Genomic DNA, 26655 nt, shown 5'->3' with positions numbered 1-26655 from the left:
TGTTGGGTATATACACGAGATTGTCTGTAGGCGTAGCGGTCTTGCTTATCACTTATTTGTTTGGCGTATATAGTGAGCGTTACAATATTTTTCCACTTCCTGCTTTGCAGGCTGTCAAGGCGCTCATCATTCCTCCTCCGCCAAATGCGCCTAGCCGTTTTGCTTTCGACCAAGTGGGGCGGCTTGTTTCGGATGATAAAAAATCCGCCGTTCCGTGTCCTCAGCAGACCGATCGCACTGCAGTATTGTTACTGATCGGGCAGTCCAATGCCGGCAATCACGGAGGGCAGCGGTTACAATCCGCACATGGTGCAAAGGTAATCAATTTTTTTGATGGGCAATGCTTCATCGCCGCATCGCCCCTATTGGGCTCGAGTGGTAGCAATGGAGAGTATTGGACCCAGCTAGGTAACCTCCTAGTCGCTTCTGGTGCCTTTGACCAAGTCGTGTTGGCCCCGGTGACTTTAAGCGGCTCAGACATTTCTCGTTGGTCGCGAGGCGGCGACCTTAATGCTGTTATGATAAGTACCGTAGTTCAACTACAGCATGACAACTATCATGTAACACATACTCTCTGGCACCAAGGAGAGTTCAATTATGTTATTGGCACAAGCGAGGAGTCGTATTATCAGAAATTTATATCGATGGTTGATTCATTGCGCGACCATAAAATTCAAGCCCCCGTATTTGTTTCTGTAGCTTCAAAGTGCTTGGAAGCAAGCAATGGAGGAACTCGTTTTCATTCAGCGGATAATCCTATAGTACGCGCCCAAATGGCGCTTCCAAATGCCCAGAAAGGAATCAGAAGCGGCGTAAATACAGACGCTTTGCTTGGCGATTTTGATCGCCATGACGATTGCCATTTTAGTGCGTCGGGACAGCAGAAAGTTGCCAAGGCGTGGGCCGACCTACTCTTAGGAGACCAACTCTAACCCTTATAAGGTCATGTTGACCTTGGCTTGTAGCCAGCGAGTCAGCGGGCGGTCGAGACATGCAGTTAGCCTGGGAACCGCGTGCGCGGGGTGGGCGGATGCTTGGGGCCGCGGGTGGTCTTGCGAAGTGTATGCAGATCTATGTACCGGCTCGCATTTTCTGGACACGGTTTTGCAACTCAGGCGGCCTTTCGTATGGCATAAGCCTGACGGGCTTCGAGGGGTGACATGAAGCCCAGTTTTTCGAGACGCCAATGACGATTGTATCGATCTTTGAACGCGGTAACAGCATTCCTGACCTCTTCGAGGTTGCGGAAGACGCGCCCATGAATCGTCTGCTCCTTCAGCGTGCGGTTGAAGCGTTCGACGATACCGTTGGTTTGTGGTTCGGCAACAAAGGCGAAGCTCGGCGCAATGCCCCAGAACCTGATCTGATTGAGGAAGTCATCGGCCGTATATTGCGTCCCGTGATCCATGCGCAACGTCAGGCCACGTCCGGCCTCCGCCCCGGTGGCGCCGAATTCGGTTTGAAGTCCCTGCGCAATGGGCTGCAAGGCCGCAAAGCGGTTGCCGGTCTTCACGACATGGATGCCGACACAGCACGCATCGAAATGATCAACCGCCGAGAAGACCCAGACCCAGCCCTCATCGACCGTCTCGATCCGGATACCATCGGTGCCCCACATGTCGTTCGGGCGATCGGTGCCAATCGATCCGTCGTGCAGGTTGGGATCGCCCTGGAGTCGGCGATGCGGCGACAGCAGGCTGCTCTCGCGCATCAGGCGCAGTACGCGGGCGCGAGAGACGCGGATGGCGCGCAGGATGCGCAGACGCGCCCAGACCTTGCGGTGACCCTCGCCGGTGAAGGGCGAGGCGTCCAGATCGGCACGGATGGCGACCAGGAGATCGGCATCGGCCATCTTTGGCTTCGGTCCCCGGCGCTGCGGGCGCAAAGCAAGCACGTTGGCCGATTCCCGCGCCTGCTGGGCGTAGATCGTCGAGCGGGGAAATTCAAGGGCCCGGCACACCCGTTCCAGGCCGTAGGGCTTGCCTACACCTTCAGAGGTCTCGCGGCTCATCGCGACGACCTCCGACCGACCAAAGGGCGTTTCGCCCGCCTTTCCTTCTGCAGAATCTCGACTTCCATGACGAGTTCTCCGATCCGCCGCTTCGCTTCGTCGAGCGCGTTTTCCAGCGGGTCGTTCTCGCGTTCTTTGAGGCCCGCGTCGATGCCCGCCAGCGCCCGGCCGCGCCCGCGTTCGAGCTTGAAGATCGGCACCGCGACCTCCCGCGAAACGACATCCACTGGCTCGCCGCGCAACAGCCGCAGCACCACCGCTTTCTTCCGCCCCGCCGACCAGCGCGTAACGATGGCGGCCGCGCCGGGCTCGCCTCCAGTCGCGCTACGCGCTCCTTCCCGCGAGCCCGGCGCAACCCTTGGTCGCATCGGCGAGATAATCGCCGACAGGGAAGAAGTCCACCGTATAACGGCCCTGGGTGCCGAAGCGCGTGGCGACCTGATCGGCGATCCACGCCGCCCTGTCGCCGGTGCGAACGGCAGATCCGCCCCCAGGTCCGTCACCACCCGCTGCAACGGCAACGAGCCGCCGCGGTGCTGCACTTGGGCACTGCGTGCAAACGGTCGCCGCCGCCCCTCCCGGTAATGCGGTTCGTCTACTTCGATGTCGCCGAAGGTACTGTGCCAGCCGAGTTTTTTACCCTCGCGCCAGATTCCTGGCGCCCGCTCCATCTCATCCGTCCGTTTGGCCACCTGCCTATCCGCCCAGTCCCCCAACAGCTCTCGGCCGAGCCCGCGCACCTCTTCGATCACGCGCCGCTCCGCCTCGTTGGCTTGGCGCAGGTCATCCCCAGCGTCCTCGACAAGATCAACCAGGCGCTCGACCCGGCCGCGCAACTGCGGGTGCTGTTTCAGTCGCGCCATCAGGCGCTCATTTGGATCGCACCCAGAATCCTGTGGTCAAGCCGACCTGGAAACGGCCTGATTGATTGAGATCAAGTAACAGGCTTATTGTCGCTGACATTTATCAATTCTGTGGTTGGATAAGCAAAGGGTGGCAACGAGTCCGCCTCCTGATCGAATGAAAAACCCAAAAACCCTCCCCGCAGCCTCTATCAACCATTAAAAACATGGGATTATAATGATCACAAGACGCGATTTCATTAAGGGAATCAGCGCCATGGCTGGTTATGTCTCAGCCACGGGTGGCCTGATTGCCTTCCCGAAAGTGGGCTCGGCCCTGGCGGGAAACCGCTCGCCCGACGAGATCTTCAAATCCACCTGCGTGCAGTGCGTCAATTTCTGCGGCATCGAGGTGCACAAGCAAGGCGGCGTCATCCGCTCCATCTTTCCCGACTCCGCTCGCCGCGACTACTACAACCACGGTATCTGCCCCAAGGGGGTTTCCGGTGTCTTCTCGGTCTACAACCCCTATCGGGTCAAGGTGCCACTCAAGCGCACCAATCCCCTCAAGGGCATGGATCAGGACCCCAAATGGGTCCCGATTTCGTGGGAGGAAGCCTTCCAAACCTTGACGGAGCGGCTGGACAAGATCCGCAAGGACAATCCTTCAAAGCTGATCTGGCAGCACGGCCACGGTAAATACCTGATTGGCGACCAGTTCCCCAAGGCCTTTTGCAAGGTTTTCGGTACTCCCAATGTCATCCACCGCACCACTTCCTGCGAAGCAGCCCGCCATGTGGCGGACGACATGACCTGGGGATACCACGGGTTTCTTCCCGATGTAGAGCGCTGTAACCTCCTCCTGGTCTTCGGCTCCAACTACTTCGAGGCCGAGCAGTACGCCCGCTGGCTGGATCACGCCGTCACCGATGCCCATGAGCGGGGCATGAAAGTGGTGGCGGTCGAACCCAGGTTTTCGCATGTCGCGGCCAAGGCGGACCAATGGATTCCGGTACGGCCGGGCAAGGATGCCGTCATCCTACTGGCGCTCTCGGGCCTGCTGATTCAGGCCGGGGCCTTCGACGCTGATTTCCTCATCACCTACACCAACGCTCCGCAACTGGTGGGGGATGATGGCAAAATATTGGTCAACGACAAGGGGGAACCCCTGGTATGGGACAGCGTAACCCAGGGGGCAACGGCCTTTGCCGAAGGTGTGGTCCCGGCACTGCGCGGCAGCCACGAAGTCAAAGGTATACAGGCGCGCACCGCCTTCGATGTCTTCGCCGATAGTCTGAAGGAAGTGACACCGGACTATGCCGCCGAGGTAGCGGGGGTCTCCGCGGAGACCATCCGCCAACTGGCCGCGGATATCGCCCGCGCGGCGCACATCGGTGAAACCACAAAGGTGGGCGATTTGACCCACAGATACCGGCCGGTCATGGTGCATACCTGGCGGGGGCTCTCGGCCAAGGAGCACGGGGTCCAGACCTGGCGCGCCGGTCTCATGCTGCAAATGCTGATCGGCAACCCGGATGCCGTGGGCGGCATGGTACTCGGCAAGGTCTATGACAAACCCGAGTACATGGAAACCGCCAAATGCGAATACCCGCCTAAGCGGGCGGACCTGGCCAAGAGCGTTTATTTCCCCAACGGTCACCACGACGTCTGTCAGCAGGTGGCGCTGACGGTGCTGGACCCCGCCGCCTATGGGTTGCCCTACGAGCCCGAGATGCAAATTTTCTATGCCACCAACCGGCCGGTCTCCACCTCGGACACCACCACCCAGTTCCGCTCCCTCCAGAAGACCTACAACGTCGTCATCGAGGTACACATGAGCGAGGTGGCCTGGATGGCGGACATGGTGCTACCGGACCTTACCTATCTCGAAGCCTGGCACCTCTCGCCGACGCGCTGGACGCCGACCACCAAGCACACGGCCATTCGTCAGCCGGTGGCCAATGTCTATGGCATCCAACACGATGCCTACGATGTTCTCTGGGAACTCGCCAAACGCCTGGACCTGCGCGACGCCTATATCGCCGAGATCAACAACGCCTGGAAACTCAAGGAACATGTCTTCCAGCCAGGCCGGGATTACAGCGCGCGCGAGGCGGTGGAGGTGATCTGGGCCGACAAGACCAAGGGTGAACCCTTCGAGACGGCCCTGAAGCATGGCTTCATCGGCAAGAAGGTCAAGCCAGCGGATACCTATCTGAAAGGCGTCGAGGCCCAGTTCAAGGGTCCAGGCAAGCCAAAAATGAAGTTCTACGCCGACCAAATGACCCACACCCTCGAAAAACTGCGCAAGACGGTTTCGGAAAAGGGTATCGGTAACATCGACCTGGACCAGTACGCCATTGCCTACTCCCCTATTCCGACCAAGGAGCACGCCTTTCCCACGCCCCACCGGGAGGCCGCGGACCTGCCCTTCTATCTGATCACCTTTAAGCGCATGTATCGCAATCAGATGGCCTGCCACAATACCAACCCCATCCTAAATCAGGCACTTGGCAAGGGCATTGACGACAACCGGGTCCTCATGAACACCGCCGCCGGCACTGACCTGGGCATCAAAGAGGGTGACGAGGTGATCATCGAGACCCGCGTCGGCATGGTGAAAGGCAGGGTGCAACTTACGGAGGGCATCAGGCCCGATACCCTCGGCATCTCCTATCACTACGGCCAGTCTTCCCCCGGCTTCCCCGCCTACGCACGCAAGGGCATCGACGTTAATAGCGTGCTCGAACTCCATCCCGACCGGATCTCGGGCATGAACTCCTATAACGATACCAAGTGCAACATTTATCCCGCCTAAGGGAAGGAGCGGTAAACATGAAGCTAGTACGCGTGATCGACACGAAGCGCTGCATGGGCTGCCGGTCCTGCGTGGCTGCCTGCGCGGTGGAGAATCACTTCACCCCGGGTGCCCCCTGGAACGTCATGATCGAAGCCGAGCAGGGGACCTACCCCAATCTCTACCGCACCTTCGTGACCATGAACTGCATGCACTGCGAAAACCCGCCATGCAAGACGGCCTGCGACGGTGTCAAGGCCTTTGCCATCTCCAAGAACGAACTGGGGGTGGTACTCATCGACTACGAGAAGTGCATTGGCTGCGGCTATTGCGCGGCGGTCTGCCCCTATGGCGTACCGCAAATCACTAACACCATCGAGAACCTCTATCCGGGCCAGGAGGCGACGCCCCTGGAGGCTATTCCCGGCGCCGAGCGGCACTGGACCCATCGCAAGAAGCCCAAGGTTGCCGAAAAATGCACCTTCTGCTGGCATCGGTTGGAACAGGCCCTGGCGGATGGCAAGGCCGACCGCATTGGACAGGAACCTCAATACACCCCGGCCTGCGACCTGGTGTGCCCCGTGGATGCCCGCTTTTTCGGCGACCTGGATGATCCGGATTCCAAGGTCTCCAAGATGATCGGCCACAAAAGGGCGGCGCAACTCAAGCGTGAATATGGCACGGCGCCTCAGGTCTATTACGTCCTGGAAGGGGGGGAGAAGCGATGAAAACAGCCCTGAGACCCATCCTCATCGGCCTGGCCGGGCTCACCTTGCTGGGAACCGCCCTGGCCGCCGATCAAACCACGACCACGGCGGAAGGCCCCTACGCCAAGTCCCCGCTGGGGGCCGGCATCCTCGCCGATCTCATCCGTGAGGGCGATATTTCCCCCGGCGATGAGTACACCCTGGAGGTCGGTGGGCGCTTCCACCGCATCCATGCCCGCTTCATGGCCTATAACTGCATCTCCTGCCATGTCGGGGTGGTATTCCCCAAGGACGCGCAGTTCCTGCGTCGCGAGGAGTTCCCCATCGCCGCCTATCCCGGCGCGGTGGATCGGGGTATCTGCCTGGGTTGCCACCGGGGCGAGGGTGCCCTGGCAACCCCCTTTTACGCCTTCCCGGGTAACTAACCATGGCGCAACGGGATAATTCCATCCAACAGCAACGGCGGCGCGCCGAGACCTACTGGTTTCTCGCCTCGCTCTTTGGTCAACCGATCGCGGGCCCAGTCCTGGCAAGACTGGCCAGCACCGCTGCCAACAGCCCGGAGGACAAGACAGATATTGGCGGTGAATTGCGCCAGGCCTTGACGGCGGTTGCTGAATCGGACCTCGACGACCTGAGCCAGCGGCTTGCCATCGAACACGCCCGCCTCTTTTTGGGCCTACGTCAGGGTTATGCACCTCCCCCACCCTACGAATCCGTGTGGCGGGAATCCCGTATCCTCGGCGATAGTACCCTGGCCGTGGCAACGGCCTATAGCGAGGCCGGTTTCGAGGATACGAGCCCGTGCGGGCCTTGCGATCACATCGCCAGTGAACTCAGGTTCCTGGCGAGCCTGTGCAACGCCGAGGCCGAGGCGACCGCCAACGGAGAAACTGGCGAGGCGGTATGGGCACGGGAACGCCAGAGCGACTTCCTTGGCGCACACCTGTTGAAGTGGGTCCCCCATTACTGTCAGGAATTGGCGCGCCAATCCCGTGAACCCCTGTACGCGGCCCTGGCGCGCGTCACCGGAGCCATAATCGCCGGGGATGTCCTCGCCATGGACACCAGCAAGGTCTCCTCTCAGCGAACGGGCTCCAGTGACCGTCGGCCTAAGAGGGTAGCGGCATGAACAGGATTGGAACTTTTCGTACGATGGCGCAGGCGGCCATTGTGGTCATTGCTGGGTTGGTCGCCTCTCCGGCAACCAGCGAGGAGCCTTTGGGCGCCCCCCCTAAGGACCCCGAAACGCAACTGATGGTGCGCACCTGGAACGGGGAATGTATCGCCTGCCACACCGAGCAAGCCCTGCTATTTCCGCCGCGTAGCGGCATGGACCTGGAACGGCTCGCGGGGGCCTTGCTGGACCCCTTCCAGTTCCAGAAGTCGGATCACGCCGGCATGGCCTGCAAAACCTGCCATGGCAAGGCTTATGTAGAGTACCCGCACCAGGAGGGTAAGGGTGGCAAGGCCTTGGAGTGCGCTGAATGCCACGCGCAGCTCGCCTTCCGGGTTCAATCTCAATTTGACAAGAGCGTGCATGCCCGCAATCTGTCCGAGCACTTCAACTGCAACACCTGTCACGACCCCCACGTCGACCGGATCGCGCAAAACGTCGGAGACCCGCGCCAAACCGTATCGCTGGACAATGCCCGATGCATGGCCTGCCACGATTCCGACGAGGAATTTGCGAAATTCAGCGGTAAACTGACCGAGGGCAAGACGCGACCCGATATCGACAGCATCCATGAGTTCCTGCCCAATACTCAACGGCATTGGCAAGCCGTGCGTTGTGTCGAATGCCACACGCCCATTTCCACTCATGGCAAGCTCGCCCTCTCGCACGAGATCCTGGACAAGGAACGGGCCCAACGTGACTGCGTGACCTGTCATTCCCAGGACACTGAACTGCGAACGCGTCTGTACCGATACACCCAGGCAGAGGCTAACGACTTGGGATTCCTTAACAGCGCCCTGCTTGGGGACGCCTATGTTATTGGCGCAACGCGCAATGTGCACCTCGACCGCCTGGCGGTTTGGCTTCTCGGCCTGACCCTGGCCGGCGTCGCCGTCCATGGCCTCATTCGCATCCTGGCCGGCATTTTCCGGCGCCGGAGGTAACTGGTAATGAGCGAACGCATCTTCATTCTTCCCCTATGGATACGCCTCTGGCATTGGACCAATGCCCTGCTGATGATCATTCTCGCCATCACGGGTCTCAGCCTGCATTTTTCCGACCCGGATCTACCACTGGTGCCCTTCGAACTGGCGGCACGCGTCCATAGTATCGGTGGGCTGGCCTTGGCCGCCCTTTATATCTTCTTCGTCATCGCCAACATCGTCACGGGCAACTGGTGGCAGTACGTCCCCAAACCCGGGGGCTTTGGTGAAAAGATAAATCGACAGATTGGATATTATGCATGGGGTATCTTCCGGGGTGAACAACCACCCTACCACCCCACGGAACAGGCAAACTTCAATGCCATGCAGCAAATCATCTATTGGCTGGTGATGTACGCCCTCATGCCTCTTTTGATCGTGACGGGGCTCATCTTTAACTGGCCCGACTTCGCCCCCAAGCAGGTCATGGGCATGGATGGTCTCATTCCCGTTGCCATGCTGCATTACATCATCGGGGTCTTTCTCATCGCCTTTATCATCGGCCACATCTATCTGGGTAGCTGTGGGTCTCGAGTCAGCACCCATTTCAAGATGATGATCACCGGCTATCACGAGGAAAGGTAACCAGAGCACTCCGCAAAGACCCTTTTGCCTCCCCCGCTCACCCCCTCTTTTCAAACCCTCCTCGCGCCCAGAGCGGGCGCGAGGATGTCGGTGCTCTAGGCGTGGTTTGGGCACGCCCTAAAGTTTACTTCGCCGGTTCGATCTTCCTCCCGCTGGGGCTGCTAGACTTTAAAGCGGGTTAACCACAACGGGAGAACATCATGACTACCAGTTTCAAAGAGGCGCTCGAAGATCTGGTCAACCAGCGCATCGCGGCGGGCGAGGACCCTCAGGATCTGTGCGAGGAGCTCACACATGAAGCCAATCTCGTCTTTGGCCGTTACAACCTGGAGTATGAAATCGGCCTCTTAACCAAAGAAACCCGTTAGGGTTTTTGGGCGTCAAGGCCGCGCAGGCTGCGGGCAAGGCCCAGCCTGATAACCAGGGGCGGCAGGGCCTCCAAAAAAGGACGCGCGGCCTGACAAGGAGGACAGGTAAAACTCCAGAAGAAAGACAGGTGGTTCAGGGGACGCCCTGGCATCTCGACCGGTCCGCTTGGGTTATAGGCTGTTTTTTAGCATGGACCGGGCCATCATGCGGATCAACCTGTTAGCACGGAAGCGAGCCGCCTCGTTCTCATCGCGCCACTTTTGGAGTTGCAGCGCAAAGACCGAGCCCTGGCGGAGGCGGCGGCCTTGCACACCGAGCACCGTCATAGACCAAGTACGTGCGGCATGACTAATGCGACAACTGCCTTGACACTTCCGCGACCGTCCGATGCTGTGCGTCCACCGCCGCCAGGGCGTCGTCCAGGGGCATGCCGCCTTCGACCCGGTCCATAATCATGCGCTGCAGGATGGCGCCGAGCATAACCACATTGTTCTGCATGGCTACCTCGACCGCCTTCGCCAGCCGGATACCGGCGGGATCATCCTCCAGGGTCAGCAGAAACCCCTCGAACGGCTTGCCAGTGGCGAGCCAATAGCAGAGGTCGTAGATCAGTTCGTAGGTGCGCTGGAACTCGGCGGCGGAAACCGGTCCCAGGTTCCCGCGCACCTCCAGCGCCAGGTCGCGGCGGAAGTCCTCCAGGCAGTAGGTTGCGTCGCCCTTTACGACGGCCTCGGGGGTAAATTCCCACTCCATTTTGGTCTCGAATCGACTTGGCGGTTGATGGGTGCGTTAGCCGAAGATCGCCGCGAAGGCGTCCTCGTCGTCGGCGCAGATGTCGCACAGCTCCCGCGGGTCGGGGGAGACGAAGTGACGGTCGCACCGGGTGCAGCGCTGCTTGGTCAGGCCGTGAAGCCTGATGCGCGCCGGGCGCGACGCAGCATCAATGGGATCCAGCGGGCGCAGCACCCCGGGTTGGCAGACCTCCAGGCAGACCTCGCAGGCCACGCAGCGGTTGAAATCGAAACTGAGTGCCCAGCGCTCCGCACTTTCCTCGACCAGCAGGGCGCCGGTCGGGCAGACCCGGAAACAGGCCTCGCAGGCGGTACAGCCCGGGGCCAGGTCCAGGTCCATGAGGGGCAGGGCCTGGTGGGGCCGAAGGAGAAAGGGCTCGGCGTTGGCCAGCTTGCCGACGATCCCCAGGAGTTCGCGTTGCTCGGGGAGCATGGGGGCACCGGCGCGGATCGCCCGGTCGGGGATCGCCACCGCGGCCGGCTCGCCATCGCTCCCCGCCTCGCCCACGGCAGGGCCTAGGAACCGCCGGAAGAGCTGCCGCCGGGAGGCGACGAAGGTCTCAGGCTCGGCCCCTTGCGCGCCGACCGGCACCGGCAGGATCGGGGTCAGCCAGTCCTCGGCCTCGCCCGCGGCCTCCTGGAGTGCGCCCAAGGCGTCCAGATTGATCGCCAGTTGCGCCGCCCCCCGCTCCCCGTGGGGGCAGTCCCCGCAGTGGTGGCTACCCCTCAGTTCAATCGGGATGCGCCGCTTCGCCAGATAGCCCAGGACGGCGGCGTCCAGGGCCCCGAGGCAGGGGACCAGGGCGTCGCCCCCCATGCCCGAGGGGGCACAGGCAAAGGAGAAGGCCGGCAGCCGGATGGCCTTCTTAAGCAGATCGATCAGGGGGAGATTCGCCGCCGCCAGAGCCCCGGTGCGGCAGGCGCAGACGCACAGGCCGCAGTTCTGGCACTGTGCGCCGTCCAGCGCGACCCCTTCCTCCGAGAGGGTGACGGCCTCGTGGGGACAGGCATCGGCGCAGCGTCGGCAGAGGCTATAGCGAAAGCGGTAGCGGGTACAGCGGCCGGCCCGGAACTCAGGTTGCGACAGCTTCACTGGCGATCGAACCGCAGCTCTTGCAAGGGGGGGCCGTGCTCGCAGGTGTTCTTAGGGATAATGAAGGTGGATGGCATGACGCCTTCCGCTGCTTCGGGCGCCGGGGGCATCAGGGCCTGCCAAGTCGCCAGTCCACCCTTGACGGCGTAGACGTCCTTAGCCCCGCTGGTCGCCGCCAGGGCCTTGCCGGCCGCCATGGCCTGGACGTCGTTGTCGCCGATGACGACCACGGCCGCGGTGGGGGCGATCCGCACCCCCAGGCGGTAGATCACGGCATCTGCCAGGGGTCGGGCACCGCGGGTGGCCTCGGAGCGGGCGTCTACGACACAGCAGGGGGCCGACTGCTTGAAGGCGGTCTCGAGCTCGGCTTTGTCATAGAGCCCAACGCCATCCCCCCAGGCGGGGGCGACGAGGAGCAGTGCCGTGGCGAGGACGGCCCGCCGAAGAGTGCTCGCGGGCGCGATCATGCCGCGATCTCCCGGCGCGGCACCGGGTGTTCCGGCCTGGCAACAAACGCCAGGACGGCCTCGTGGCCCTCGTAGATAGCCTGGGTGAAGACCAATTGCCGCGCATGTCCATAGGCAATCCAGTCGCCGAGGGCGTCCGGCGCCTGGTGGCGCGGACCAAACCAGAGCCGGTCACCGCATTCCTCGGCGAGCCCGGCGCAGATATTGAGGTCGGCGTCGTCGACCATATCGGCCCGCACCAGGGCGAGGGCGGCGCCGCGCTTGAACATCTCCCGGACCCACCAGGCGACATGGGTCCCGCTGGGGGTGTCATCGGCCAGGAGAACCTCCCAGGCGGGCTCGCACTGGGTTGGTGCCATGACCTTGAAGTCCGCGTTGCAGACCGAGTCAAGGCTCCAGCTCACCCGCTGGCGCGCCGCCGGCACATAGACCCCGACCCGATCCGGGCCGAACTGTTGGGCCAGGGTCTGGACCAGGGTCGGGTCGCGCAGCGCCGCCTCGCCCATCAGGACGCGGGGCGCCCCGGCCACCAGCAGTTCGCGCGCCCGCGCCTCCCCGGCCCGCGGCAGCACGATCCCCAGACAGCGGTCCAGCCCGTCCGAGAGGACGTCGCCATCCACGAAAAAGAACGGCCCCGCCGGGGGGGTGCTGGGGTCGTCGCCGAGGCAACACAGGGTAACGGTCTGGTCTGGGGCTGGGTTCATGATGTACGACGAAGCTCAAAGCGGCGATAGACAAAGGGTTGCATGGGGCAATCGTCGTCCGGGGCCAGGGCGACGATCATGGGGCGCAGCTCATTGAGGGTGTCGATGATGGGCTCGACACGGACACCGAACAGACCCGGACGATAGCGGCCCAGGGCTAGGAGGGCGTCGTCGAGCAGGAGCAGGGCCCCCTCCTGATTGCGGTTCTGGGTGAAATGCAGGGCCAGTGCCGCGAAGGCCAGGGCCTGGAGAAACTCCGCCTCCGGGTCGCGCTGACCCAGGAGCCGAGTCTCCACCAGCCGCGACCAGCGGGCATTGAGCCAGTCGTGGACGCCGCCCATGTCGTTGCGATCCCAGAGATACGCCAGGTCCTCCCAGGGGTAGGTCGCCGGGCGCTCGTCCAGGAGGATCGTCGGCAGGGATGGATTGAGGTCCAGCAGGGTCGCCATGGCGGGCCTTCCCCGGTTCAGGCGCGCAGTTCGCGCAGGGCATCCCCAGCCCCGCAGCCATCGCACACCGGCTCGTCCGGGTTGAACTCCACCTGGACCTCCGCCTTGGGTACCACGGCCTTGCCCTGATCGACGTCCTCGACCCGCAACCGCAGCAGGGCCAGTTCCGCCTCGGCGAAGGCCTGGAGCAGTTTCCCCATCTCCCGATAGAAGGAATGCTCGGAGGCACGCGCCACCAGCGAGCCGAAGCCCCGCACCCACAGGCCCGGGTGCTGGGCCCAAAAACGCTTGATTTCCCGTTCCCAGCTTTGATAGGCGGCGCGGTCATCGCCATCCAGGGCCACGACGCAGCGCTCGAGCAGCTCGGCGACGAACATCAACTCCACGCCCAGTTGGTCCTCCACCACCGCGAAGCGCCCCTTGCCCAGGAGGAAACCCGCCTGGCGGTAGCCCTGCTTCACGCGAAAATAGGGCTCCTGCTGGTAGCGTCCGGTAAGCCGCACCGACTCCACCGGCGGGAACCCACCCGAGGCCGCGAAGAGCGTGGTGAATTCGCAGGCCAGTTGGTCGGCGAGCACAGGGGTCTCGGTGGCAACGAAGTCCTCGTCGAAGGCCAGCCCGGCCTCGGCCAGGGCGGCCAGGGATTCCGGGGTACGCAGGGCATCGAGAAAGGCCTCTGTCGGCTCCTCGACGAATACCGCCGAAAGTAAGCGGTAGAGGCGCGCACGCGCAACACACTCCTCCCGGAGTTCGTCGGGCGCCAACTCAGACGGGATGGGCGCGGCCGGCGGTTGGGGTTCGAAGGCAAGTCCGGTCAGCATTTGGGTTCCCCGAATAGGTCCCGGCCCACCAGGGGTGGGCCGGGAAGGGCGGCGTTACAGGATCGGCGGCCGCGTGGTCCTGGCCTGCGCCTTAATGGCCGCCGCCGTGGTCGCTGGGCTTGACACTCTCGGGGCCGGCCCAGGCCACCATCTCCGGGTGCATCTTGCGGTGCAGGTCCCCCGTGTAGGCGTAGCGCAGCGTCTCCTTGAAGGCCTCGACATGCTTGTCCCAGTCGCCCTGCACGTCGCCGTACTGGTCGTTCGGCCCGGCCTTGGTCACCTTGGCGACCGTGTCGTACCAGCCCTGGGAGCCCCCGATGGGATCGGCCACCACCGGGATGATGGCGTTCGGATGCACGCCCTTGTCATCCCACCAGACGTTATTCAGGTCGGGGTCGTCCTGGCCGCCGAAGGCGGGCTTCTCTTTGAGCCGCAGGGTCGCCAGCCGCCCATACTCCCAATGACCAAAGGCGGTGGGGATGGACACCACCTTGGGGTGGATGCCCTCGGTGACATAGACCTTGGTCACCAGATGGCCGACCTTGGTCTGGATGCGCACCAGGTCGCCGGTCTTGACCCCGAGCTTCTTAGCCGTCACCGGGTTCATCCAGGCCGGGTTGCTGTGCATGATCTCCGCCAGCCACTTCACCGCCGCCGTGCGCGACTGCTTGTGCACGTTAATCTTGTAGGTGGACAGGATCAGCTCGTCGTCGGTCATCTCCTTGTGCCAGGGAATCTGCTTGAAGGTCGGCATGGGGTTGAAGCCGTACTTGGCCCATTCTTCCACCCGCACGTTGAGCAGCCGGTCTGGGGTGGAGAAGCCCACGACGTTCCTGCCGTTGCGCTGGACGCCGATGGCCTTGCCGTTCTTCACGATCAGGCCGCCGGCCTCCACGACCGCCCCGGTCATGTCCTCGGCGCTCAACTCCTTCCTGTGCAGGCCGTACTCAGCCTTGATCTCGCGCCCGGTCTTGTCCACCACCTTGCCGGTCTTGGGGTCGAGCTTGCCGTAGATGGGCCAGACCCCGTGCTTCTTGAGGAAGTCCAGACCGCCGGCCTCCTTGAGGCCCGGGACATTGTCGAAGTGCCGACGCATGTAGTCCTCGCCGTCCTTGAAGTCCCAGTATTGCTTCATGCCGCGGCTGCCGTCCGGGTCCAGCTTGTGGATGATGTCGCGCAGCAGGATGCGGTTCTCCCGCGACTCCCCCAGGGAGGCATGGACCGGCTGGCGGATGCCCAGCCAGGGCCACAGGGAGTTGGGCATGGACTCCGGTTCCCAACGCTCCAGGTAGGGGCAGTCGGGCAGGATGATGTCCGCCAGGGCCGTCTCCTCGCCCATGTGGGAGCTCATGGAAACGAAGTAGGGGATCAGCTTTTCGTCGCGGAAGAGCTTGCCCCAGACGGCCTGGGCACCGGGATTCGTATAGACCGGATTGTCCTGATAGGTGAAGTAGACATTGATCTTCTGCCGGCCCTCGGCGATCCAGAAGGGCGTCAGGTGGGACACCTTATGGGACGCCAACGGATACTCGGGCGGATGGGCGAGCACCGACCCATTGGCCGGCTTGGGCGGCTCGGGCGTGGGCTGGAGCCAGCCCATGCCGCGCGGCAGGCAGTAGCCACCCTTGCGCTCGATGTTGCCGGTCATGATGGGCAGCATCATGCAGGCCTTCTCGTTGTAGGAACCGTAGAGGTGCTTGGCCGGACCCCGGTAGGTGAAGAGGGTCGCCGGCTTGGTGGTGGCAAACTCCCGGGCGATACGCTCGATGGTGGCAGCCGGGACCCCGGAGAGCTTCTCCGCCCATTCCGGCGTGTACTGCTTGTAGTGTTCCTTGAGTTCATCCACCGTGACATTGGTCCAGGTGTTGATGAAATCGGAGTCTTGCAGGTCGTCGCGCAGGATGACGTGACCCATGGCCAGGGCCACGGCCCCATCGGTGGCCGGGAAGACCGGGATCCACTCGTCCGAGAACCCCGCCGTGTTGGACAGCCGCACGTCGAAGGTGACGATCTTCATCTGGTTGTCGACGCGGCCCTCGGTGACGCGCTGCGACAGCGGGTTGTGGAAGTAGGACGCCTCCAGGACGTTGGAGCCGAAGTTCAAAACGTACTTGGTGTTGGCGAAGTCCGGGGTCTCGATGTCCGGGCCCCAGCAGGGCTCCTGACCGACTTTCTTGGAGGACTCGCACACCGAGGTATGGTTGAGCACGGTCGCCGAGCCCAGGGTCTTCATAAACCGCTCCAGGGTCCCGCCGGTGCGGTTGCGCCCCCACTTGAGCATGATGGTGTTGGGGTCCTCCTTGAGGGCGGCGTCGAGTTTCTGCGCGACCTCCCCCAGGGCCTCGTCCCAGGTGATGCGTTTCCACTTGCCCTCGCCGCGGGCACCCACCCGCTTGAGCGGATAGAGGATGCGGTCCGGGTCATAGCTGTACCACATACCCGAGTTGCCCTTGGCGCAGAGCCGGCCGCGGGTGGAGACGTGCTCCGGGTTGCCCTCCAGTTTCACCACGCGCCCCTTCTCCACATAGGCGATGGCCCCGTCCTGAATGTTGCAGACGTGGCAGTTCATGGGGATGGCCTTGCGCTCCGTGAAGTCCACCGGGCTCACATCCTTGCCGCCCAGGTCGAGCTCCATTGCCGTGAGCAGTCTCGGGGCCGCGGCGGCGGCCAGGGCGGTGCCGCCACCAACCTTGAGGAAGGTCCGTCGATTCAGCTTGAACATGACTGTGGCTCCGAAATCTCAATAATATTGGGTCTGGACGAGCTGGCCGCCGATCAGAATCGCGTAGCGCAGGGCCATGCCGCCGACGAGTAGCAGCAGGGCGGCGATGGCGATGCCGGTTTGCTCACGGCCAAAGGGCGCCAGCAAGAGCGCCAGCGGCGCCGCCAGCCCTGCGAACATCCCGAGGCCGACGAAGACGATCCCGAGGGTGCCCGTGGTCATGAGCATGAACGTCAGCTCCGAGCCAGTGCCGCCATAGGCCGTGGTGCCCATGAGCGAGATCAGCATGGCGGCGACCACGGCGCCGGACCACAGCATCTTTTGGCGCAGCCAGCCGAGCAACCGCTGGTCCTTCCAGGCGAGGAAGGAGGCCACGGCGGCCCCGGACAGGAAGGAAAGCCCGAGGAAAAGTACCGGCATGAGCGGGGTGTTCCACACCGGCCGGTTCTGATGGACCGTCAGGTCGAAGCCGGTGTAGATCGGCAGGCCGGCGGCGAGCAACGACCCCAGGACCCCAAGGGTCCGTGCCAGACGCTCGTTGCCGAGGCGCATGGCGAGGAAATAGAGCACCGACACCAACCCAAACGAGATCAGGTTCAGCCCGCCCCAGGCCAGGGGCGATTTGAAGCTGAGATAGGCCGGATTCATGATGTTGAGGAAGCGCCCCGGCTGCGACAGGTCCTCGATCAACAGCACACCCCCGACCAGCAGCAGCGCGAAGGACAACAGGAAGGCGCTCATGCGAATCGGTTTGAACTCGTCCCGGTAGTAGGAGAGCGCGGAGAAGAAGAACAGCGCCGCCGAGATGCCGATGACGAAGAAGTAGATGGCGTAGGCCCCCGTCCAGGGGATGGCGTGAAATACGGTGTAGTCGCCCATGATGTCCCCCTTAGGTCCCGGAAGTGCTTGTTGAAGGCCCGCTGGTCCTCGTCGAGGACCTTGGGGCGGTTGTAGAGATTGCGCCCGTGCTCGGTCAGGTTGCGGTCGGCGCCGATGTAGAAGATGTGCGGCTTGGTACCCTCTTCGGGCCGCAGGACCTGGGTCGCGTGGGTCGCCACCAGGTAGGAGACCTCGCTCGCCGGATCGTTGAGGTCGCCGAAGATCCGCGAGCGGCCGATGCAGGTCTGCACACAGGCCGGGACCAACCCTTGGGTCACGCGATGGAAGCAGAAGGTGCACTTGTCCACCACGTTCGTGATTGCGGTGTAGGTGCGGTGGGCCGGCAGCATGAAGCGGGCGTTGTAGGGGCAGGAGGCCATGCAGGCCTTGCAGCCGATGCAGCGCTCGTAGCGCTGAAGGACAAAGCCGCCGTCCTCGACCTTGTAGGTCGCATCCACCGGGCAGGCGCGCACGCAAGGGGGATCGTCGCAGTGGTTGCACAGCCGCGGCAGGAAGTGCTTCTTGACGGTGGGATAGGTGCCCACGACCTTGTACGGCACCCAGGTACGATTGACGCCCAGCGGCGTGTCGTATTCCGCCTTGCACGCCACCTGGCAAGCCATGCAGCCGATGCAGCGGCGCACGTCCACTACCATGGCAAAGCGTCGCTTGCCTGCCACGCCCCGTGTCTCGATCGGCGAAAGCCTCAACTCTTCGCTCATAGCTTCACTCCTGGGTCATCGTTAAAGCCCGTAACAACCCTCTGCGGCCTATTGGTTCCCGGAAATACCACTTCCCCGGGGCACGCCAACCACACCGCAAGTCGCGAGCCAATCATTAACATAATGTTTTTTTATGTGTTTAATGTGATTACGCAGGGCGGAAGGTTACGCCCGCGTAACCGCGCCCCGGCGCCGCGTTACGCGGGCGCAACCTCCCATGCTGCAAAGACCCCGTGACCGGGTCCCATGGGGTGTCGCCACCTGTTGGACCAGGCGGCGCAGTAGCTTGCGCCGCCGTCCCATTGCTGGTCCAATCTAAGAGGGCCAGGAACCCTTGGCCCAATCGATAAGAGACCAGATCCGGAGGTGTGCAGGTGAGGCGCCGGGCTTTCCTGATGGCGGCGATGGCGGCGACCCAGACGCCCTGGGGGCTCGCGCGGGCCGATGAGCGCACCGATGCGTTACGCATCGGTCTGACCCCGGTGTTTCTCGACGATCAGGTCGCCTTCCTCAGCGACTGGCGCCTGTACCTGGAGGCGCGGCTGCTGCACCCGGTGCGCTTCGTGCAGCGCGGCACCTATCGCGAGATCATGGACCTGTTGCGCACGGACAGGCTCGATTACGCCTGGGTCTGCGGCTATCCCTACGTGCGCCAGGCCGCGGACCTCCAGTTGCTCGCCGTACCGCTGTTCGAGGGCAAGCCGCTCTATCGGTCCTATTTGATCGTGCTGGCGTCGGATACGGTGACGCGCTCCATCCTCGATCTGCGCGGCAAGGTCTTCGCCTTCTCCGACCCCGATTCCAACTCGGGCTGGCTCTATCCCAACTATGCCCTAGTCCAGTTGCAGGAGCGGCCCAAGGCCTTCTTTGCCCGCACCTTCTTCACCTGGGCGCACCGCAAGGTCCTGGAGGCGGTGGCGGCCGGCCTGGCCCAGGGGGGTGCGGTCGATGGCTATGTCTGGGAGACGGTGCAGCGGCTCCAGCCGCAACTGACGGGGCAGACCCGCATCGTGGTGAAGTCGCCCGAGTTCGGCTTTCCGCCGCTGGTCGCGCGAAGGGGGGCCGAGCCCGCACCCCTCCTGGCGATGCGCCAGGTACTGCTGGAGATGGGGCGCGATGCCGATGGCGCCGCGCTGTTGCGGCGGCTGAATCTCGACGGTTTCGTCGCGGGTGAAGAGGCCCTGTTCGAGGGTATCGCCCACATGGTCAAGGCGGTCGACGCGGCGTCCCATGCGGCGGCTTCGTGATCTCAGCTTCCGTTACAAGATCCCGTTGCGCGGCAGCGTGCTGGTCATCGTCACGGCGGCCGCGGTGACCACCTCGCTGATCGTCCGGGAGTACGACGAGCTCAAGCAGGACCTCCTGGCCAATTCCGCGAGCCTGGGCCGGCTGCTGGCCAAGACCCTGGTCACCCCCATCACCCACGACGACCTGTGGCGGGCCTTCGAGATCATCAACTCGCCATTCCAGACCCACCCCCAGGAGTATGCCCAGCTCGGGGTGGAGGTAGTGCTGGTGCTCGACCCCCGCCAGCAGGTCTATGTCTCGACCCAACCCAGCCAGTACCCGATGCTGGCCGATCCGGCGCGGATCAACCCCGACTTCCATGCGCTGGCGCCGGCCCTGACCCAGTACCGCGAATTCGAGACCCGGCCGGTGGAGATCCCCGGGTCGGACAAGATCTATATGGTGACCCCGATCGTCGCCGACGGGGTCTTGCTCGGGCATCTGGTGATGGGTTATTCGAAGGGTGTCTTCGTGCCGCGCTTCCTCGCCATCGCACGGCGGGCCGCCCTCGTCACCCTAGTCGTGATCGCGTTCCTGATCCCGGCCAGTTGGCTCTGGGCCCAGCGCTTTGCCGTGCCGATGGTGAGGCTGGCGCAGAGCATGGGTAAGGTGGGCGCGCGCATCCCCGACGACGAGGAGATTCAGGTCGAGGAATCGCGCGATGAGCTCGGACAGGTGGGCACTGCCTTCAAGCGCATGGTCGGGGAGCTGCGGGAAAAGGAATCGCTCAAGCGCGCGGTCATGTTGTCGGAACGCCTGGCGGCCATCGGACGCCTCTCGGCGGGTATCGCCCACGAGATCAACAACCCGCTGGGCGGCATGCTCAATGCCATCGACACCTTTAAGCACCACGGTAAGCTCGACCCCGTTGCCGAGCGCACCATCAATCTGCTCGAGCGCGGCCTGGTGCAGATCAGGGACACGGTCGCCGCCCTGCTGGTCGAGGCCAGGGTGGAGACCCACCCGCTGACTCGCCAGGACATCGAGGACACCCATACCCTGATTCAGGCCGACATCCAACGCAAGCGCGCCGACTTCGCCTGGGACAACGACATCGTCGAGACCCTGCCGTTGCCTTCGACACTGGTGCGCCAGATTCTGATCAACCTTATGCTGAACGCGGCCCAGGCGATCGGGGAGCGGGGCCAGATGGGCTGCCAGGTCTATCGCGACAGCACCCATCTGCATCTAGTAGTCAGGAACGACGGAGGCTACATTCCCCCGGAGCGTGCGGAGTACCTCTTCGAGCCCTTCTCGACCGGGCGTGAATCCGGTCATGGCCTGGGTCTCTGGGTCACCTACCAGATCGTCACCCAGCTTGGCGGCGAGATCGTCGTCGAAAGCGTGCCGGGCGACACACGTTTTGCCGTTTCTTTGCCGCTACCGGCACCCTGCACATGAAGAATTCCGGCCTACCGATTTGTCTCGTGGAAGACGACCCCATCATGGGGGAGTCCCTCTGTCAGCGCTTCGAGCTGGAGGGGATTGCCTTCGACTGGTTCCAGACGGCCACCGAGGCAGTGGCCTGGATCGGCGTCAAGCCCTATGCGCTGGTGATCAGCGACATCCGCTTGCCCGACCGGGACGGTGGGGAGATGTTCGCCCAATTGCGCCAAGGCCAGGCCCCCCTGCCGCCTTTTATCTTCATCACCGGCTACGGGTCGATCGACCGCGCAGTCCAACTCCTGAAGCAGGGCGCCGCCGACTACATCACCAAGCCCTTCGACCTGGAGAACCTGATCGAGAAGATCGGTGCCTTGGTGCGCCTCCACGACCACCAAGCCTCGAAGGGGGCGGCGCGCCTCGGAGTATCCCAGGCCATGCGCCGAGTGGAGGAAGTGCTGCCGCGCATCGCTCGGCACGCCAACACCATCCTGCTCAGCGGCGAATCCGGGGTCGGCAAGGAGCGGGTCGCCTGCGAGCTGCATCGCATGGCTCGCGAGGACGAGCGGTGCCCCTTCATCGCGGTGAACTGTGGCGCCGTCAGCGAGACCCTGGTCGAGGCGGAGCTATTTGGACATGAAAAGGGTGCCTTCACCGGGGCCATCCGCGCGAAGAAGGGGGTCTTCGAGCAGGCCCACTGCGGCACCCTGTTCCTCGACGAGATCGGCGAGATGCCGCTGGCCATGCAAGTCAAGCTACTGCGGGCCATCCAAGAGCGGCGCATCGTGCGCGTCGGCGGCGAGAGCTCGATTGCGGTCAACCTGCGCCTGATCTGCGCCACTAACCGCGATCTCAAGGAGATGGTCGGCCAGGGCCAATTCCGCGAGGACCTCTTCTACCGGATCAATGTCATCCAGATCAGGATCCTGCCGCTGCGCGAACGCAAGGACGACATCCTGTGGCTCGCCGGGATCTTTCTCGACGAGTTCGCGGTGCGCTGGGGCGGCCAGCGGCGCTCCCTCAGCGCGCGGGCGGAGCAGGCCCTCCTGGACTACCCCTGGCCTGGGAACATCCGGGAGCTGATGCACTGTATCGAGCGCGCCTGCATCATGGCCAGCGACCAGGTGCTTGAGCCCTGGCATTTCTTCGAGGAGGAAATCCTGGAAGAGAACGCAAGGTTTGGCTCGGGGGATCTGGCGGGTTATCTCCAAGAGTGCGAGCGCAACTACATTCGCAAGGCCCTCGTGGCGAACGACTGGCAGGTTGCCCGCACCGCCGAGAGTCTAGGTATCAGCCGCAAGACCCTATGGGAGAAGAGCAGGAGGCTCGGCATCCACGAGGCCGTCGGCATCCACGAGGCCGACGGTAAGGGTTGAGCTAGAGGGCGAACTCCTCATCGTAAGGCTGGTCTCCGGTCACCACCGGCAGGGTGAAAGCACGGTCCCACACCCCCCAGCCGCCATCCAGCAGACGGATATCCTGGAAGCCCATGGCATGGAGCTGTAACCAGCCAAGGCTCATCCGAAAGCCATCGTGACAATAGAGGTATACGGTCTTGTCCCTGGAAACAGCCTGGTAGAGCCCGGCCAACTCGGTCTCATCTCGCCACTTTTGGGTTAGTGGGTCGGTGCCGTCCAGGGAGACGACGTTGAGGGCGCCAGGGATATGCCCACCCTGCACCGAATGGCGGATGGTCTTGCCGCTATACATATCGGCGGGGCGGGCGTCCACCAGCACGACCCCGGGGTCGCGGCGGGAGACCACGTCGTCATAAACCTCCTGCCAGGGCACGAACAGGGCGGGGTTAGCGCCCTTGAGGGTGACGAAGCCGGGGGCTGGGTTGGGGGTAGGCTCCTGCGTCAGATTGTTGAACCCGCTCCATTCCAGGGCTCCGCCATTGAGCACCTTAACTCGCGCCATATCGAAGCCGTAGAGCCCCAACAGGTAGTAAAGCCGAGCGGCCAGGGCGGAGCGGGAGTCGTCGTAGATCACCAGGGTGGAGTCGTCATTCACACCCCAGCGGCGCAGGGTGGCCTGGAAGTCCTCCTGGGACGGGAAGAGCATGATGGAACGACCGTCGTTGTCGCCCAAATCCTTAAACCGCTGTACTTGGATGGCGCCTGGGATATGCCCGACGGTGAAATAGCGGTGCGGGTGATAGCGCACCTCCAGGACGATGAGTTTAGGGTTGTTGGCCTGCTCGGCGGCGAGCCAATCGGCGTCGACCAGAAAGTCGCGGGCGGCCTGGGCCGCGGGAGCGAAGGCGAGAATGGACAGGAGGACTGAAATTAGCAAACGTCTCAACATCGGGGTCTCCTCGATTTTTCGATTACACCAAGAAAATGCCCCGCTAGTGGCGGGGCAAGGCGTTCCGGACAGGGCGCGAACGGGCTATTTGTTAGGGTAGCCATTGCCCGGGTTGGGCACCACCTGGTAAGGGTAGCCCAGGTCCTTCCAGGCGGTGATGCCTCCGGGAGCACGGTAAACTTGAGTGTAGCCCAGCTTCCTGGCCCAGGTGGCGGCATTGTGGGAACGTCCACACTTGGTGAAGCCGCAGTAAATCACGATCTTCATGTCCAGGTCCGGACCCAGTACCTTACGGTAGTCGTCCTGGGTAGCCCCCGGGGCGTCCACGTCTTTCTCCCATTCACCGCTCATGTTGGACTGGAAGCCGAAGTGACGGGCACCGTCGATATAGCCCATTTCAAACTCCCACTTGGGGTGGGCGTCCAACAGGACAAACGCGTCCTTGGCGTCGATCAGCTTCTTGACCTCCTCCATGGTGATCAGCTTGTAACCGCCCTGTACGGTCTCATTGGCGACCTTGAGGGCCACCGCCTCCACATCGGTCTCCTTAGAGATGCTAGTCAGGGCTTGGGCGGAAATGGGTACAGCACAGACGGCACCCAGTAACAGGGCCGCGGAAAGGGAACGAAAGGTTCTTGCCATCTGAATCACTCCTCGTAAAAAAATGTTGCCGGGATGCCTTGTGGTGGTTGTCTCGAGTGGACTGGCAGTCAGTCATATTCAGCCCTAGCGGTGACGTCCTTGCAGTGGACAACCCCTATTATGCGCCGTAAGTTGTTGCTCACCCGCCGGAACCAACCCAGCCGTGGCCGGGGCTGGTTCCGATTCTTGCACGCCGTCTCTGGCCGCCTTCAGATCGCCTGGGGCTCCCGCAGCGAGGCGTAAACGATCTCATCCGTGTTGCGGTAGAAGAGCTGCTTGAAGTTGAGACCAAGGAAGCCGTGGGCCGCCTTGAACGACATGATCAGAATGCCGATCATCGCCAGACTGTAGGCGATGACCCACTGCACTTCGGTCCCGCCCAGCGTGTAGGCTGCCCATTCCGGGATGGTGATGAACTGGGTCAGGCCCTCGCCGAAGACGACGGCGTCAATCGGTTCCTTGAAAAAAGTATAAGGCAGGTAGCCAACATAAAAGCCGGGCAGGGCGACCAGGGCAGTGGAATAACCAAGCCCAAGGCGGGCGTAAGTGCGTACCTCGCAGCCGATCATGAAGACCGCCCCCATGCCGAGCAGCGGACCGCCCAGGATGTGGCCCCAGTACAGACCCGCCTGCCCCGAGGCGTTGGGGATGGTCCCCAGACCCAGCAGCCACCAGGCCACGATGAACAGGTTGAACGTCACGACGGCCACCATGAAGCCTTGCAGGGGCAACATGCCGCGGAACATCCGGTAGGTGCACTGGGGTACCCCACCCGCGAGGTAAAACGATTCCTTGGTGAAGGTCGCCTCCGGGGCCATGACCGAGCACTCGGTGCCGAAGCCGGTCTTGGCGATGCCGTAGCCCAGGAGCAAGCCGGGGATGGCCATCCAGATCACCTCGGTCCAGCCGATCTGATTCACCGAGCCGGAGATCCAGCTGGTCACGCCGAACCAGATGGGCAGGGCCAGGAGGATAAGGATCAGGAAGGCGTTCAGTGCCCAGCGCAGGGGGCTCAGCCAGGGGTTGTAATCGGGGTCGTACCCGGGCTGTGGATTGAGCGGGTTGCTTAGGTTGTGGCGGGCCGTGCTCAGCGTCTCCTGGTGCTTGAAATAACCGCCCAGGCCGGCCTTCATGGCAATCAGGAAGGCGACGAAGGCAAACGGGATGCCCGACAAAAGCACCACCCAGGAGGCGATGCTCATGGCGGGGAGGCCGCCCATGAAGTGATGGGTAGTGCAGCCGGCGGCCAAGCGGGTCCCGAAGGAGAACAGCAGGCCGCCGATGAAGGCGAGGACCAGCATCTTCCAGTTGTATTTCACCCAGCCGCGGGACTCCTTTTCCGTGACGGCCACCAGGCGCGCCCCGGCCACCGCCGCGATGATGGTCCAGTGGACGCCGGGCTCATAGATACGGGCTACCCAGTCGATCCCGAACAGATGCACCTCGGAGACCGCGAACATCTGGGCCAGTCCGGTGGTGACGACAATGAACATATCGGTGTGGAAGTAGAACAGGATCTCGGCGAGGCCGACCAGCAGCCCGCCGAGCCAGAAGGGCCACTGGCGGGTGAGCAGGCGTTTGCCGAGGGTCTCTTGGGGGGCGTCCCCCACGAATACGGCTGTCGATGCGTGCATGATGAAGCGGTTCTCCTTTGAGGTCTTTTTGTTGGTTGGGGTACAGCGACGCATCCGCGGACGCGAAACTGCACTGCCTGGCTACTGGGGCGGGGACGGCGGTTCCTTTGCCATCCCTGGCAGAGAATTGTGCCTAGTCGGCCTTGTTGCTGACCGGGCGCGCCGGGTCGGCGGCCCATTCGTTCATGGAGCCGTCGTAGAGGCGCGCCTGCTTGTCGCCGAGGAGTTCGTGCATGACGAACCAACCGGCGGCGGCCAGGTGGCCGGTATTGCAGTGGGTGATGACAGGCTTGTTGGGATCGATCCCCAACTCGGTGGATACGCGGCGGAGGTCGTCCACGGCGTAGAAAGTCGTCCCCTTGTCGCTTTCCTTGGCCAGGACCAGGAAGGACAGATTCTTGGCGCCGGGGACGTGGCCTTTCTTGGCCACCTTGTCGGCCTTGTGGGTCAGGCCCAGGTAGAACTCGGGGGTACGGATATCGACGATCTGAGCGCTGCCGGATGTGCTGGCGGCCTGTACATCGTCCAGGGTCGCCAGCAGTTCCCGACGCTCCGCACCAGCCGTCCAGTTGCCGGCCACTGTCTTGGGTCGGCCAAACTCGATGTCGCGCTTTTCGGCGGCCCACTTGGCTACCCCGCCGTCGAGCAGGGCCACGTTGTCATAGCCGAAGTACTTGAGGGTCCAATAGAGGCGTGCCCCGTCGGCGACCGCCGGGACCCCATCGCCGGGATTGGTGATCACGATGGCGCTGTCCTTCTTGACGCCGCTGCGTTGCATCAAGGCCTCGAAGGAGGCCTTGTCCGGGACGCTGTCGAATAGCTCGATGCCATCGGTCTTGGTCTTGACCGCGATCTCCTTCCATTCCAGCAGGGCGGAGCCCGGGATGTGGCCGGAGACCCCGCCCGCGGCGCCCTTGGCACCGCAGGCCTGGACCCCGGCTACCTCGCCACCGCCCCCGGACTTGCGGATGAAGGTTTGGGGGTCGCGGCGCACGTCCAGCACCACGACCTGGTTGAGATTGCCCGCCAGCCACTCGGTATCCACCACCGGGCCGGGTACCTGTGCCGCCTGGACCTGCCAGGCCATGGCCGCGCAGAGGACCACGAAGAGAGTGCGCCCCAAGGCGCGGGTTAAGGATGGTTGCATAACACTCCTCCAGTTCTTGAATCTTGGATTGGGATATCCGGGTCTGTGCCCGGCTCCAAGTTCTTATGCAGGAGTGATGCCAATTATTAATACGAACAAATTCAATTAGTAATGCAATGGGCCTGGTCCCATGCCC

General features: G+C 63.0%; 25 protein-coding genes and 1 pseudogene. 11 read left to right on the top strand and 15 right to left on the bottom strand.

Translation table 11 applies throughout. The features are described from left to right. Positions 1–8 precede the first annotated feature (8 nt). Positions 9–932: a hypothetical protein gene (locus tag IPN92_08365; protein ID MBK8638295.1), complete on the top strand. Its 924-nt coding sequence runs from the start codon at positions 9–11 to the stop codon at positions 930–932. Positions 933–1111: 179 nt separating this feature from the next. Here the strand turns inward: IPN92_08365 and IPN92_08360 are convergent, their stop codons facing one another. Continuing rightward, complete coding sequence (locus tag IPN92_08360; protein ID MBK8638294.1) at positions 1112–2011, bottom strand: DDE-type integrase/transposase/recombinase; 900 nt, start codon at positions 2009–2011, stop codon at positions 1112–1114. After that, entirely contained in the window at positions 2008–2379 is a 372-nt protein-coding gene (locus tag IPN92_08355) for an IS3 family transposase (protein ID MBK8638293.1), read from the bottom strand. The genes IPN92_08360 and IPN92_08355 overlap by 4 nt, the downstream gene beginning before the upstream one ends. A 751-nt stretch (positions 2380–3130) precedes the next feature. On the opposite strand from IPN92_08355, the gene IPN92_08350 reads away from it, so the two are divergent. The 7 genes from IPN92_08350 to IPN92_08320 all read left to right on the top strand — a co-directional run bounded on the left by IPN92_08350 (position 3131) and on the right by IPN92_08320 (position 9470). Continuing rightward, positions 3131–5671: a molybdopterin-dependent oxidoreductase gene (locus IPN92_08350; protein MBK8638292.1), complete on the top strand. Its 2541-nt coding sequence runs from the start codon at positions 3131–3133 to the stop codon at positions 5669–5671. Between the two features lie 17 nt (positions 5672–5688). After that, positions 5689–6378: a 4Fe-4S dicluster domain-containing protein gene (locus IPN92_08345; GenBank protein MBK8638291.1), complete on the top strand. Its 690-nt coding sequence runs from the start codon at positions 5689–5691 to the stop codon at positions 6376–6378. Next, on the top strand, positions 6375–6782 hold the full coding sequence (locus tag IPN92_08340; protein MBK8638290.1) for a hypothetical protein: 408 nt from the start codon (positions 6375–6377) through the stop codon (positions 6780–6782). The genes IPN92_08345 and IPN92_08340 overlap by 4 nt, the downstream gene beginning before the upstream one ends. A 2-nt stretch (positions 6783–6784) precedes the next feature. Continuing rightward, positions 6785–7489: a molecular chaperone TorD family protein gene (locus IPN92_08335; GenBank protein ID MBK8638289.1), complete on the top strand. Its 705-nt coding sequence runs from the start codon at positions 6785–6787 to the stop codon at positions 7487–7489. A gap of 23 nt (positions 7490–7512) precedes the next feature. Further along, positions 7513–8478 carry a hypothetical protein gene (locus IPN92_08330; protein ID MBK8638288.1) on the top strand — a complete coding sequence of 322 codons (966 nt, stop codon included), beginning with the start codon at positions 7513–7515 and terminating at the stop codon, positions 8476–8478. Between the two features lie 6 nt (positions 8479–8484). Further along, positions 8485–9102: a cytochrome b/b6 domain-containing protein gene (locus IPN92_08325; GenBank protein MBK8638287.1), complete on the top strand. Its 618-nt coding sequence runs from the start codon at positions 8485–8487 to the stop codon at positions 9100–9102. 200 nt (positions 9103–9302) lie between these two features. Continuing rightward, positions 9303–9470 carry a hypothetical protein gene (locus IPN92_08320; protein ID MBK8638286.1) on the top strand — a complete coding sequence of 56 codons (168 nt, stop codon included), beginning with the start codon at positions 9303–9305 and terminating at the stop codon, positions 9468–9470. Positions 9471–9819: 349 nt separating this feature from the next. Here IPN92_08320 and IPN92_08315 read toward each other — a convergent pair whose 3' ends face one another. The 9 genes and pseudogenes from IPN92_08315 to IPN92_08275 form a co-directional block, all read right to left on the bottom strand. After that, entirely contained in the window at positions 9820–10224 is a 405-nt protein-coding gene (locus tag IPN92_08315; GenBank protein ID MBK8638285.1) for a hypothetical protein, read from the bottom strand. 36 nt (positions 10225–10260) lie between these two features. Then, positions 10261–11355 (bottom strand): 4Fe-4S ferredoxin, encoded by a 1095-nt coding sequence (locus tag IPN92_08310; GenBank protein MBK8638284.1) that lies wholly within the window; start codon positions 11353–11355, stop codon positions 10261–10263. After that, a complete protein-coding gene (locus IPN92_08305; GenBank protein MBK8638283.1) occupies positions 11352–11822 on the bottom strand; it encodes a hypothetical protein in 471 nt (156 codons plus the stop codon). The genes IPN92_08310 and IPN92_08305 overlap by 4 nt, the downstream gene beginning before the upstream one ends. Beyond that, positions 11819–12526, bottom strand: coding sequence for a hypothetical protein (locus tag IPN92_08300; protein ID MBK8638282.1), 708 nt, complete (start codon positions 12524–12526; stop codon positions 11819–11821). Before IPN92_08300 ends, IPN92_08305 begins: the two co-directional genes overlap by 4 nt. Beyond that, entirely contained in the window at positions 12523–12975 is a 453-nt protein-coding gene (locus IPN92_08295; GenBank protein MBK8638281.1) for a DUF309 domain-containing protein, read from the bottom strand. The genes IPN92_08300 and IPN92_08295 overlap by 4 nt, the downstream gene beginning before the upstream one ends. 17 nt (positions 12976–12992) lie before the next feature. Next, positions 12993–13796, bottom strand: a complete 804-nt coding sequence (locus tag IPN92_08290) for a molecular chaperone TorD family protein (GenBank protein MBK8638280.1) — start codon at positions 13794–13796, stop codon at positions 12993–12995. Between the two features lie 91 nt (positions 13797–13887). Next, positions 13888–16518 (bottom strand): molybdopterin-dependent oxidoreductase, encoded by a 2631-nt coding sequence (locus IPN92_08285; GenBank protein ID MBK8638279.1) that lies wholly within the window; start codon positions 16516–16518, stop codon positions 13888–13890. An 18-nt stretch (positions 16519–16536) separates the two neighbouring features. Then, positions 16537–17397 carry a polysulfide reductase NrfD gene (gene nrfD / locus IPN92_08280; GenBank protein MBK8638278.1) on the bottom strand — a complete coding sequence of 287 codons (861 nt, stop codon included), beginning with the start codon at positions 17395–17397 and terminating at the stop codon, positions 16537–16539. A gap of 11 nt (positions 17398–17408) precedes the next feature. Further along, positions 17409–18119, bottom strand: a pseudogene (locus tag IPN92_08275) (4Fe-4S dicluster domain-containing protein). Positions 18120–18514: 395 nt separating this feature from the next. On the opposite strand from IPN92_08275, the gene IPN92_08270 reads away from it, so the two are divergent. From IPN92_08270 to IPN92_08260, 3 genes are read left to right on the top strand one after another with little or no spacing between them, the layout of a single operon-like run. Continuing rightward, positions 18515–19366 carry a PhnD/SsuA/transferrin family substrate-binding protein gene (locus IPN92_08270; protein MBK8638277.1) on the top strand — a complete coding sequence of 284 codons (852 nt, stop codon included), beginning with the start codon at positions 18515–18517 and terminating at the stop codon, positions 19364–19366. After that, positions 19350–20807, top strand: a complete 1458-nt coding sequence (locus tag IPN92_08265; GenBank protein ID MBK8638276.1) for a HAMP domain-containing histidine kinase — start codon at positions 19350–19352, stop codon at positions 20805–20807. The genes IPN92_08270 and IPN92_08265 overlap by 17 nt, the downstream gene beginning before the upstream one ends. Then, on the top strand, positions 20804–22165 hold the full coding sequence (locus IPN92_08260; protein ID MBK8638275.1) for a sigma-54-dependent Fis family transcriptional regulator: 1362 nt from the start codon (positions 20804–20806) through the stop codon (positions 22163–22165). The genes IPN92_08265 and IPN92_08260 overlap by 4 nt, the downstream gene beginning before the upstream one ends. Position 22166: 1 nt before the next feature. Here the strand turns inward: IPN92_08260 and IPN92_08255 are convergent, their stop codons facing one another. The 4 genes from IPN92_08255 to IPN92_08240 all read right to left on the bottom strand — a co-directional run bounded on the left by IPN92_08255 (position 22167) and on the right by IPN92_08240 (position 26519). Continuing rightward, on the bottom strand, positions 22167–23096 hold the full coding sequence (locus IPN92_08255) for a sulfurtransferase (GenBank protein MBK8638274.1): 930 nt from the start codon (positions 23094–23096) through the stop codon (positions 22167–22169). Between the two features lie 84 nt (positions 23097–23180). Then, entirely contained in the window at positions 23181–23738 is a 558-nt protein-coding gene (locus IPN92_08250) for a rhodanese-like domain-containing protein (GenBank protein ID MBK8638273.1), read from the bottom strand. 209 nt (positions 23739–23947) lie between these two features. Beyond that, positions 23948–25372 (bottom strand): YeeE/YedE family protein, encoded by a 1425-nt coding sequence (locus tag IPN92_08245; GenBank protein ID MBK8638272.1) that lies wholly within the window; start codon positions 25370–25372, stop codon positions 23948–23950. Between the two features lie 133 nt (positions 25373–25505). After that, on the bottom strand, positions 25506–26519 hold the full coding sequence (locus IPN92_08240; protein MBK8638271.1) for a sulfurtransferase: 1014 nt from the start codon (positions 26517–26519) through the stop codon (positions 25506–25508). Positions 26520–26655 lie beyond the last annotated feature (136 nt).

Source organism: Chromatiaceae bacterium (assembly GCA_016714645.1).
Lineage (GTDB): Bacteria > Pseudomonadota > Gammaproteobacteria > Chromatiales > Chromatiaceae > M0108.
Note: the sequence above shows the minus strand (reverse complement) of the source record. Positions and strands in the feature narration are given on the sequence as shown.

What these genes read in the sequence shown, in the direction of transcription:
- IPN92_08360 (MBK8638294.1), bottom strand. Translation starts at nt 2,011, where the DNA reads ATGAGCCGCGAGACCTCTGAAGGTGTAGGCAAGCCCTACGGCCTGGAA.
- IPN92_08355 (MBK8638293.1), bottom strand. Translation starts at nt 2,379, where the DNA reads ATGCGACCAAGGGTTGCGCCGGGCTCGCGGGAAGGAGCGCGTAGCGCG.
- IPN92_08350 (MBK8638292.1), top strand. Translation starts at nt 3,131, where the DNA reads ATGGCTGGTTATGTCTCAGCCACGGGTGGCCTGATTGCCTTCCCGAAA.
- IPN92_08345 (MBK8638291.1), top strand. Translation starts at nt 5,689, where the DNA reads ATGAAGCTAGTACGCGTGATCGACACGAAGCGCTGCATGGGCTGCCGG.
- IPN92_08340 (MBK8638290.1), top strand. Translation starts at nt 6,375, where the DNA reads ATGAAAACAGCCCTGAGACCCATCCTCATCGGCCTGGCCGGGCTCACC.
- IPN92_08335 (MBK8638289.1), top strand. Translation starts at nt 6,785, where the DNA reads ATGGCGCAACGGGATAATTCCATCCAACAGCAACGGCGGCGCGCCGAG.
- IPN92_08330 (MBK8638288.1), top strand. Translation starts at nt 7,513, where the DNA reads ATGGCGCAGGCGGCCATTGTGGTCATTGCTGGGTTGGTCGCCTCTCCG.
- IPN92_08325 (MBK8638287.1), top strand. Translation starts at nt 8,485, where the DNA reads ATGAGCGAACGCATCTTCATTCTTCCCCTATGGATACGCCTCTGGCAT.
- IPN92_08320 (MBK8638286.1), top strand. Translation starts at nt 9,303, where the DNA reads ATGACTACCAGTTTCAAAGAGGCGCTCGAAGATCTGGTCAACCAGCGC.
- IPN92_08315 (MBK8638285.1), bottom strand. Translation starts at nt 10,224, where the DNA reads ATGGAGTGGGAATTTACCCCCGAGGCCGTCGTAAAGGGCGACGCAACC.
- IPN92_08305 (MBK8638283.1), bottom strand. Translation starts at nt 11,822, where the DNA reads ATGATCGCGCCCGCGAGCACTCTTCGGCGGGCCGTCCTCGCCACGGCA.
- IPN92_08300 (MBK8638282.1), bottom strand. Translation starts at nt 12,526, where the DNA reads ATGAACCCAGCCCCAGACCAGACCGTTACCCTGTGTTGCCTCGGCGAC.
- IPN92_08295 (MBK8638281.1), bottom strand. Translation starts at nt 12,975, where the DNA reads ATGGCGACCCTGCTGGACCTCAATCCATCCCTGCCGACGATCCTCCTG.
- IPN92_08290 (MBK8638280.1), bottom strand. Translation starts at nt 13,796, where the DNA reads ATGCTGACCGGACTTGCCTTCGAACCCCAACCGCCGGCCGCGCCCATC.
- IPN92_08285 (MBK8638279.1), bottom strand. Translation starts at nt 16,518, where the DNA reads ATGTTCAAGCTGAATCGACGGACCTTCCTCAAGGTTGGTGGCGGCACC.
- nrfD (MBK8638278.1), bottom strand. Translation starts at nt 17,397, where the DNA reads ATGGGCGACTACACCGTATTTCACGCCATCCCCTGGACGGGGGCCTAC.
- IPN92_08270 (MBK8638277.1), top strand. Translation starts at nt 18,515, where the DNA reads ATGGCGGCGATGGCGGCGACCCAGACGCCCTGGGGGCTCGCGCGGGCC.
- IPN92_08265 (MBK8638276.1), top strand. Translation starts at nt 19,350, where the DNA reads ATGCGGCGGCTTCGTGATCTCAGCTTCCGTTACAAGATCCCGTTGCGC.
- IPN92_08260 (MBK8638275.1), top strand. Translation starts at nt 20,804, where the DNA reads ATGAAGAATTCCGGCCTACCGATTTGTCTCGTGGAAGACGACCCCATC.
- IPN92_08255 (MBK8638274.1), bottom strand. Translation starts at nt 23,096, where the DNA reads ATGTTGAGACGTTTGCTAATTTCAGTCCTCCTGTCCATTCTCGCCTTC.
- IPN92_08250 (MBK8638273.1), bottom strand. Translation starts at nt 23,738, where the DNA reads ATGGCAAGAACCTTTCGTTCCCTTTCCGCGGCCCTGTTACTGGGTGCC.
- IPN92_08245 (MBK8638272.1), bottom strand. Translation starts at nt 25,372, where the DNA reads ATGCACGCATCGACAGCCGTATTCGTGGGGGACGCCCCCCAAGAGACC.
- IPN92_08240 (MBK8638271.1), bottom strand. Translation starts at nt 26,519, where the DNA reads ATGCAACCATCCTTAACCCGCGCCTTGGGGCGCACTCTCTTCGTGGTC.